The organism is Pseudomonas sp. PGPR40 (assembly GCF_022014505.1).
In the GTDB taxonomy this organism is placed as follows: Bacteria; Pseudomonadota; Gammaproteobacteria; order Pseudomonadales; family Pseudomonadaceae; genus Aquipseudomonas.
Genome location: NZ_JAKLSP010000062.1, coordinates 1 through 7,627, shown reverse-complemented (window position 1 = coordinate 7,627; position 7,627 = coordinate 1). Strand labels below are relative to the sequence as shown.

Sequence of the window (7,627 nt, the reverse complement as noted above, 5' to 3'; positions counted from 1 at the left end):
GTAGGTCATCGTCAAGATTAAATTCCGAAACCCCTATCTGCATCTGCAGGTAGGGGTTTTGTTTTGTCCGCAGGAAAGTTCGTACAGCATCATCGGACCGCTCCCGGCTGTCACAGTCTGCCGACAGCCCCGGGTTGATTTATGACCGCAACGGCGTGCTTCTGGCGGACAATCGACCCAGTTTCAACCTGACACCCGCGAACGCGCCTCCGACGTCAACGAAGAGCTGGATGACGTGGTCAACCTCCTGCACCTGTCGGCAGAAGACCGCACACTGTTCGACAAGGCGATGAAGCAGGCTCGACACCCCTTCGTGCCAGTTACCTTGTTCTATGAACTCAGCGAAGAACAGATCGCGGTGCTGGCAGTCAACGAGTTCCGTTTGCCAGGAATCGATGTAGAGCCACAGTTCGTTCGCCACTGCCCGATGGGCGCGCACTTTGCCCATTCGATCGGTTACGTCGGCCGCTTCAACGAGAAAGAATCCAAAGCTTTGAATATGGTGGAATATCGTGGCACACAATCCATCGGCAAGACCGGCATCGAGAAGTTCTACGAGTCCGAGTTACACGGCCATGTGGGTTATGAAGAAGTCGAGACCAACGCTCAGCGCCGCGTGCTGCGAGTGCTCAAGCACACCGACCCGGTTCCCAAGTGGTGGCGATCAAACAGGGTGAGCAGCGCTACAACCGGGCGAGAATCCTGGAGCTCAACCGTGACAATGCGTTGTTCGTCGGTTTCGCCCCGGCCGAGCATCCAAAAATTGTCATCTCGTGATCGAAAACGGCGAGGCCGGAGGTCGCGTCGCCGGGCCCGTGGTGTGGCAGATCATGGATGTCTGGCTGCTCGATCAGGACGGCCACCTGAAGCCGCAATACGCCGCACCGAGCAAAACGACGGGCGACCCTCACGTCTAAGGATCAAGGTTTCATCGCGCTGGTTCCCAAATATTCAGCATGTGCTGGCGGGTTATTCGATTGCTGCGAACATTACCTCGACCGAGAGTCCTTTGTCGGCGGGTTTTGTATGGTGCAGGGAGCCTTCAAGTATTGTCGCAAATTGCGACAACCAATGAGGCGACGAGCAACCTGTTACGGTCTTGAGACACCTGCTATTGAGGATTAGAATTTTCGGGCTAATGGGTGAATGAGGGAGCATTTGCCCGGTCACACATCTGGCGTGAGGGAGGTAGCGATGTTCCTTTCAACCCTGGAAATTCAAAACATCATTGAACATAGTTTTTTGCCCGCTGTGTGTACTTGCAGCATGGAGGCGGACCAGTCCCTGACAATACGGGTCTGCGATTGCATGACCGGGAAAGTGGATCTGGTGGCCACCCATGTTCCGGTATGGACACTGGATAGTCCCCACGCGATCGCGTCGCTAGTGGCTGATATGCGGCAAGAAATCGAAGCTCACAAAGGAATTCACCCTCCGTTTTACCGTTGAACCTGCGTCACGCCGCGCGATGTCGGCGGTGCAGCATGTCTCCAGCAGGAGCGGGCTTGCCCGCGAAGAGGCCCTCAAAAACACCGCCGCATCAAGCCCCAGGCACCGGACAACTCAAATCCCCTTCCTGACACTTCAAGTAAGTCCTGAACGCCTCGACTCGCGCCTTGGTCAGCTCAGTGGTGCAGTTGCTATAGATCAGCGGATACACGCTGCCACCCGCCACCCCGGATGCCGAGAACTTGCACTCGGCATCGCGAAACGCAATCCATGAGCGCTGCGCACCGATCAAAAGCTTTTTCGCGTCGAAGTTGTCCTTCAACCGTGTGGTGATCTGCTGATAAAGCGCATTCAGTTCCTTGTCGGCCGCCTTGTACTGCTGCGCTGCGCACTGATTCATCGTCCCCTGGTCGGTGGCGTTGTCGCAGTCGATGGCATGCGCAAGAGGAGTGAACAACAGCGGCGTCAACGCAAGGAGAAAACGTTGGGGCATGGTGGGCTCGTTGTGATGATGGAAAAGTTGGGGGGCAGTGTAGCGGGGCGCCGCCAACCAACAAATCAGAGTCTGACGGAATCCTTATGGTGTCTGCGCAAAACTATGCCTGCCATTCAGGACACTTGTCATTTGATTCATATTCAAGCCAGGGCACGTCATGGGACGTCCAGATATGTGCCTGAGGTGTCATTTCTGGATCATCGTCGAGAGTCGCCACGCGAATGATTACATGGGGTTGGGCCAAGCGTTCCGCCATCAGATGCGATCCGCAGATCGAACAGAAATGCCGAAGCTTGCCCGGCGACGACTCGTAGGTGCTTAGCCGTTCCTGTCCTTTTATCCAGCGAAAATGCTCACGCATGACCCCGGCCGTCGAGGCGAATGCCGCTGCGTGCGCCTTGCGACAGGTGTGGCAGTGGCAGTGACTGATGGGCATGTCGAGCCTATCAAGTTCGTATTCGATGGCTTTGCACAAGCAGCTGCCATGCAAGTTATTCATGGGGCTTTTCCTGGTTGCGTGGCTGAGATGTCAGCAGCGGCGGCGGCCCGAAGCAAGGCGTCAGCAGTGGCCTCGATGTCTTCGCGCTGATGCAATTTCGCAAGCCACCCGTCAGGGATAGCCTGCACACCGTAGTGAGCCCCGGCCAACTGGCCGACGATGGCGGCAGTGGTATCGGCGTCGTCGCCCAGGTTCGCGGCTTCGAGGACGGCGGCTTCAAAACTGTCAGTGTGGTGAAAGCACCACAAGGCTGCTTCCAGTGATGCAACGCAGTAACCGGTACCGCGAATATCGTCTTTGGATTTGCCGAGGTAATCGCCGCGAGCGATGCTCGCGACCTTTGGTTCCACGAACGTCGTCTCTGGCAGGCTCTGCAAATCCGGCTTGGACGCTCCTTGCAATGCCTTGCGGATCAGATCGGCAAGCAACTGACAGCATTCAAGTGCCTCCGGCGCCGCATGGGTAGTGCGCGAGCTGTCTGCGGAAAACCTCCTTATCCGGTCGGGGTCGGGAAAGTAGTACAACACTATTGGTGCTAACCGCATTAGCGAGCCGTTACCGGCCGTATAGGGATCGGTGGATCCCGCGAATGGCTGACCGGTTTCCTGATAACGAGCCAGCGCTTCACGGACGGTCATACCTATGTCGAAGCATTCGCCAGTTGAACTCAGGTAACCCCATTGCCACCAATTGAGGTAACGACCCATTTGGTCGGCCGCATCAAAACCGGTTTTGTTCAGCAGACTTTCGGCCAGGCAAAGTGCCATGGAGGTGTCATCGGTCCATTGCCCTGGCTTCAGATTGAACGGGCCGCCGCCAATCATGTCGGTCAAGGGCTTGAACGAGCCGCGTGGCTGGAATTCGGCATGGGTGCCGACAGCATCCCCACAAGCAAGCCCCAGCAGGGTTGCGCGATAACGTTCCGTGAGTGAAGGCTGCATGAATCTTCCTTGTAAGGGTTCCACCTCGCTGCAAACGTTAGCAGTTTCAGCCCGCTGACTTCCCCTTCAAACCAGAACTTATGGCAAAAACTGAGGCCGAATATTTCAGGTACGGGTGATTGCGACACCTGTTTGATACAACTTTTAGGTTGGTCTTATGGTCTTTACAGGCCTACTGTTCAATACAGGAGGTGACTTATGAACCCAGCATCAGATCGCATCGAAAGGAAAATCCTGCTCAAGGTGCCGCGCTCGCAGGTCTGGCGTGTGCTGGCCAATGCCGAAGCCTTTGGGCAATGGTTCGGCGTGGCACTCGAAGGTAAGCGCTTTGTCGCCGGCGAGTGGACCCAGGGGCAGATTACTTATCCTGGTTATGAGCACTTGTTGTGGAATGTGCTGGTGGAGCGAGTCGAGCCGGAGCGGGTGTTTTCGTTTCGCTGGCACCCGTATGCAGTCGAACCCGATACCGATTACTCCCAGGAGCCCACCACGCTGGTGAAGTTCGAACTCCAGGATATGGACGACGGCACGTTGTTGACGGTCGTCGAGTCCGGTTTCGATCACATCCCTCAGTCGCGCAGGCTCAAGGCGTTCCGCATGGACAGCCGGGGTTGGGATGAACAAATGAGCAATATCGAACAATTTCTGGAAACAAGTACCAAGACCCATGAGCGTCAGGGAGGTTGATGGCTGCAGGCCACGAAACTCGGCGCTTCAGCGCATGACGGCTGACTCGTCCAAGGGTTTTTTGGAGGGTGGCTATGGCGAATGTCTTACACGCGGTAGTAGCTATGTCTTCTATTGCAGATTGGATCCCAAGGGTAATCTAGCTCCATCAACTGAAGCACAGGAAGTGCTTCAGGGTCATGGATGATCGACCATAGCAAGGATCGCTGCCGACAGGGAGTCGATATGGTCTTGGGAAAAACCCGCTTCGGCGGGTTTTTTTTCGTCTTCAGAAAACTGAAACCCGATCCCTTGTAGCAGCTGTCGAAGGCTGCGTTCGACTGCGCAGCAGTCGCAGAATCAGACTCCGCGGTTTTTCAGTTTCGTTTGCGTGAAAAATCTCTAGATCGCCTGAACGCGCAGCCGGGCGAGGTCCTTGCTCGGGAGGTGCCAAACAGACGGCTGCATTCACGGCTCAACTGCAAAGAGCTTTCGTAGCCCATTTTGTAGCCGATGGACGACACGTCGCTGCTCTCCGACAACAGCCGCCGCCGCGCTTCCTGCAAGCGCAATTGCTTCTGATATTGCAATGGCCAGCAGGCCGGTGACCCGGACAAGATTGCCGTGGCAATCATCCAGGCGGCCAATGTCAGCGAGCCGCCGCTGCACTTGTTTATGGGCGCAGATTGCGGTTGACCTGGCGCAGCAGAAAATTATCCGGGGGCAGCAGGACTTGAACCACTGGCAAGCCACATCACTGGCAACGGATTTTCCGGCCCTGAGTAACTGGCTGCGGGGGGCGATAGCTCCCGCAGCCATTTTTTTTCACTGAAGGGCGAGTTTCGCCGCTGCACGTTCGGTGATTTCCGAGCGTAATTTCAACGATCCGGCAGCGCGTTTCCGGGCTTCGTCCAGCACGCTGGCTGGCGCCGTCTCGGGACTTCCCGAAGCAAAGGGTGGCGCCGGAGCGTATTCCAGCTGCAACTGCACCAGTTGCGCCGTGTCCTTATCGAACAATTCAGCGGCCAGAGTCAGGGCAAAGTCGATGCCCGCGGTGATCCCGCCACCGGTCAACAGGTTGTCGTCACGTACCACCCGATCCTTCACCGGGATCGCTCCCAAAACCCCGAGCAATTCGTGATACGCCCAGTGCGTGGTGGCGCGTTTGCCCTTGAGCAATCCTGCCGCGCCAAGCACCAGCGCGCCGGTGCAGACCGAAGTGACATACCGTGCCGTGGCGGCCTGAGCCTTGATGAAGGCCAGGGTATGGTCATCCTCCATCAATGGTCCGACACCGCCGCCACCGGGAATGCAGATCACATCCAGCGGCGGGCAATCGTCGAAGGTGATGGTCGGCTTCAATGCCAGCCCGGTGCTCGCGGTGATCGGGACCAGATCTTTCCAGATCAGATGCACTTTCACGTCCGGCAACGAGGCCAGTACGTCATAAGGGCCGGTCAGGTCCAGTTGTTGAACCTGTGGAAACAACAGAAAACCGATCTGCAACTTCATGGCGTTTTTTCTCCTGGTTAGGGTGGACGGCTTCACTGTAGGCTCGTAGGATCTGGCGCATACGCCAATAACCCCACGAATTACGCCAAGCATGCCGAACAACCCGAAAACCATTCATGTGCTGGCCTTTGCCAACGTGCAACTGCTCGACGTCACCGGGCCGTTGCAGGTGTTCGCCTCGGCCAACGACATTGCTCGCCAGCAAGGTTTGCCGCCGCCCTATGCGCCGTCGGTGATTGCCAGCGGTGGCGGGGCGGTGATGTCATCGGCGGGGTTGGCGTTGTTGGCTGAGCCGCTGCCGGAACAGGGCAGCGACACTTTGATCATTGCCGGTGGCTGGGGCGTTTACGCGGCGGCAAAAGACCAGTCGCAGGTGACGTGGGTGCGTGAGCACGCGATGCAATGCCGGCGGGTGGCGTCGGTGTGTACCGGGGCGTTTTTGCTGGCGGCCAGCGGTTGGCTCGACGGTCGGCGGGTGGTGACGCACTGGACCCGTTGCGAACAATTGGCGCACCAGCATCCCAAACTACAGGTCGAACCCAACCCGATCTTCATCAACGACGGCCCGGTCTGGACCTCCGCCGGGGTTACCGCGGGCATTGACCTGGCCCTGGCGATGGTCGAAGAAGATCTAGGGCGAACCATGGCCCTGGAAGTCGCCCGGCAACTGGTGGTGTTTCTCAAGCGTCCGGGAGGCCAGTCGCAGTTCAGCGTGACCCTATCCCTGCAAAAGGAAGGCAACCGCTTTGACGAACTTCACGCCTGGATCAGCGAAAACCTCACCAAGGACCTCGGTATCCCGAGCTTGGCCCTGCAGGCCGGCATGAGCGAGCGCAGCTTCGTCCGTCACTACCGCGCCGACACCGGCCAGACCCCGGCGCGGGCCATCGAACTGATTCGGGTCGAGACCGCGCGACGGCTGCTCAGCGACACCGGTGTGCCGATCAAACGGGTCGCGGTGCAATGCGGGTTTGGCAGTGAAGAAACCTTGCGCCGCAGTTTTCTGCGGGCCATGGGTGTGACACCGCAGGCTTATCGCGAGAGGTTTTCCGTCAGCCCTCCAGCAAATCCAGTAATGCCTTGACGGGCGCCTCGGAGCCTTATCCTCAGACCTCCACGTCCGCCACCTGATTGAAATACTTCGACCGGTCCGGCGTAAACGTCACGACCATTTTGGTCCTGGAACAGGTCAACGCCCGTTCTGCACTCAGATCAATATCCAGATCTTCCCCGCGCAACCCCTGCCATTCGGCAAGGTATTTGAGGGATCCGTATTTTTCGAGTTTCTTCAGGCTGCGGCTGACGCCACCTTTCCAGCCCAGCACCGGAAGTTCGCCGGTGAGGCATTGTTGGGCGAGGTCGGGGAAGCGGGCGGCGCGTTGGCGGCCGATTTCCCAGCATTTGATCAAGCCTTTGTCGTGGCCCTCCCACAATTCATCCCGGTTCAGGCCTGATCGAAGTGGGGTGTCGATGCTGCGATGGATGCGCTGGGTCATTCTGGTTCCTTGAATTCGGGTTTTGTTGGACAGCTCCGCTGTGCCCGTTGACGTGGATGGTAGGGATGGATGTAAGCGCTGGCAACAAGGTATTTCTGGATGTAGGAATGAGTAACTGCGTGTTGATTGGGCAGATTTGTTTGGTGTTTGTAGGTAGTTTGCCTATCCGATCCTGTGGCGAGGGGGCTTTCCCCCGTTCGGTTGCGCAGCAGCCGTAAAGCCGGAAAATGCGGTGTTTCTGGAGGAATATGGTTGTAGATTTCAGGGCCGCTACGCGCCCCAACGGGAGCAAGCTCCCTCGCCACAGGGGATAAGTAGTGTCAGAAAGAGCGGGTTTTTGTTTATTGCAGGCAAGCCTTTTTCCTACAAAAAAATGCGGTGAAAGCGGGGATTTCCCACGGGTTTTGGCGCAGTAAGTCTTGTGGTGGGGCTGATGGCCCTTTCGCGGGCAAGCCTGTTGTGGTCCAGTTTTTTTGGACCGCTCTGTAGGAGTATTAGGCCGCCCGCTCTTCAAAAAGGGCTGGCGGCAGGTTATTCGAGGCTGTGTGGCAACGGCGATGGTTGTAAT

Annotated in this window: 8 protein-coding genes and 2 pseudogenes; 4 read left to right on the top strand and 6 right to left on the bottom strand. The window is 57.4% G+C overall.

The genetic code is table 11. From position 1 onward, the window contains the following. Positions 1–131 precede the first annotated feature (131 nt). A pseudogene (locus MEB48_RS28895) lies at positions 132–652 on the top strand (penicillin-binding protein 2); the annotation flags it as partial. 542 nt (positions 653–1,194) lie between these two features. Next, complete coding sequence (locus MEB48_RS28890) at positions 1,195–1,449, top strand: DUF1652 domain-containing protein (protein ID WP_030131459.1); 255 nt, start codon at positions 1,195–1,197, stop codon at positions 1,447–1,449. Between the two features lie 91 nt (positions 1,450–1,540). Here the strand turns inward: MEB48_RS28890 and MEB48_RS28885 are convergent, their stop codons facing one another. The 3 genes from MEB48_RS28885 to MEB48_RS28875 all read right to left on the bottom strand — a co-directional run bounded on the left by MEB48_RS28885 (position 1,541) and on the right by MEB48_RS28875 (position 3,385). Then, the gene (locus MEB48_RS28885; RefSeq protein WP_237887108.1) at positions 1,541–1,942 is read right to left on the bottom strand and encodes a lysozyme inhibitor LprI family protein; all 402 of its coding nucleotides are present in this window, start codon (positions 1,940–1,942) and stop codon (positions 1,541–1,543) included. A gap of 103 nt (positions 1,943–2,045) precedes the next feature. Beyond that, positions 2,046–2,444 carry a GFA family protein gene (locus MEB48_RS28880; protein WP_237887107.1) on the bottom strand — a complete coding sequence of 133 codons (399 nt, stop codon included), beginning with the start codon at positions 2,442–2,444 and terminating at the stop codon, positions 2,046–2,048. Next, positions 2,441–3,385 (bottom strand): ADP-ribosylglycohydrolase family protein, encoded by a 945-nt coding sequence (locus MEB48_RS28875; protein ID WP_237887106.1) that lies wholly within the window; start codon positions 3,383–3,385, stop codon positions 2,441–2,443. Before MEB48_RS28875 ends, MEB48_RS28880 begins: the two co-directional genes overlap by 4 nt. A gap of 198 nt (positions 3,386–3,583) precedes the next feature. On the opposite strand from MEB48_RS28875, the gene MEB48_RS28870 reads away from it, so the two are divergent. Next, positions 3,584–4,072, top strand: a complete 489-nt coding sequence (locus MEB48_RS28870) for an SRPBCC family protein (RefSeq protein WP_237887105.1) — start codon at positions 3,584–3,586, stop codon at positions 4,070–4,072. A gap of 381 nt (positions 4,073–4,453) precedes the next feature. On the opposite strand, the pseudogene MEB48_RS28865 reads toward MEB48_RS28870, so the two are convergent. Together MEB48_RS28865 and inhA are read right to left on the bottom strand one after the other, a co-directional pair. Then, positions 4,454–4,644 (bottom strand): annotated as a pseudogene (locus MEB48_RS28865) (helix-turn-helix domain-containing protein); the annotation flags it as partial. 232 nt (positions 4,645–4,876) lie between these two features. Then, the gene (gene inhA / locus MEB48_RS28860) at positions 4,877–5,563 is read right to left on the bottom strand and encodes an isonitrile hydratase (RefSeq protein ID WP_237887104.1); all 687 of its coding nucleotides are present in this window, start codon (positions 5,561–5,563) and stop codon (positions 4,877–4,879) included. A 91-nt stretch (positions 5,564–5,654) separates the two neighbouring features. On the opposite strand from inhA, the gene MEB48_RS28855 reads away from it, so the two are divergent. After that, a complete protein-coding gene (locus tag MEB48_RS28855) occupies positions 5,655–6,647 on the top strand; it encodes a GlxA family transcriptional regulator (protein ID WP_237887103.1) in 993 nt (330 codons plus the stop codon). Between the two features lie 22 nt (positions 6,648–6,669). On the opposite strand, the gene MEB48_RS28850 is transcribed toward MEB48_RS28855, so the two are convergent. Further along, positions 6,670–7,059: a hypothetical protein gene (locus MEB48_RS28850; RefSeq protein ID WP_237887102.1), complete on the bottom strand. Its 390-nt coding sequence runs from the start codon at positions 7,057–7,059 to the stop codon at positions 6,670–6,672. Positions 7,060–7,627: the final 568 nt, after the last annotated feature.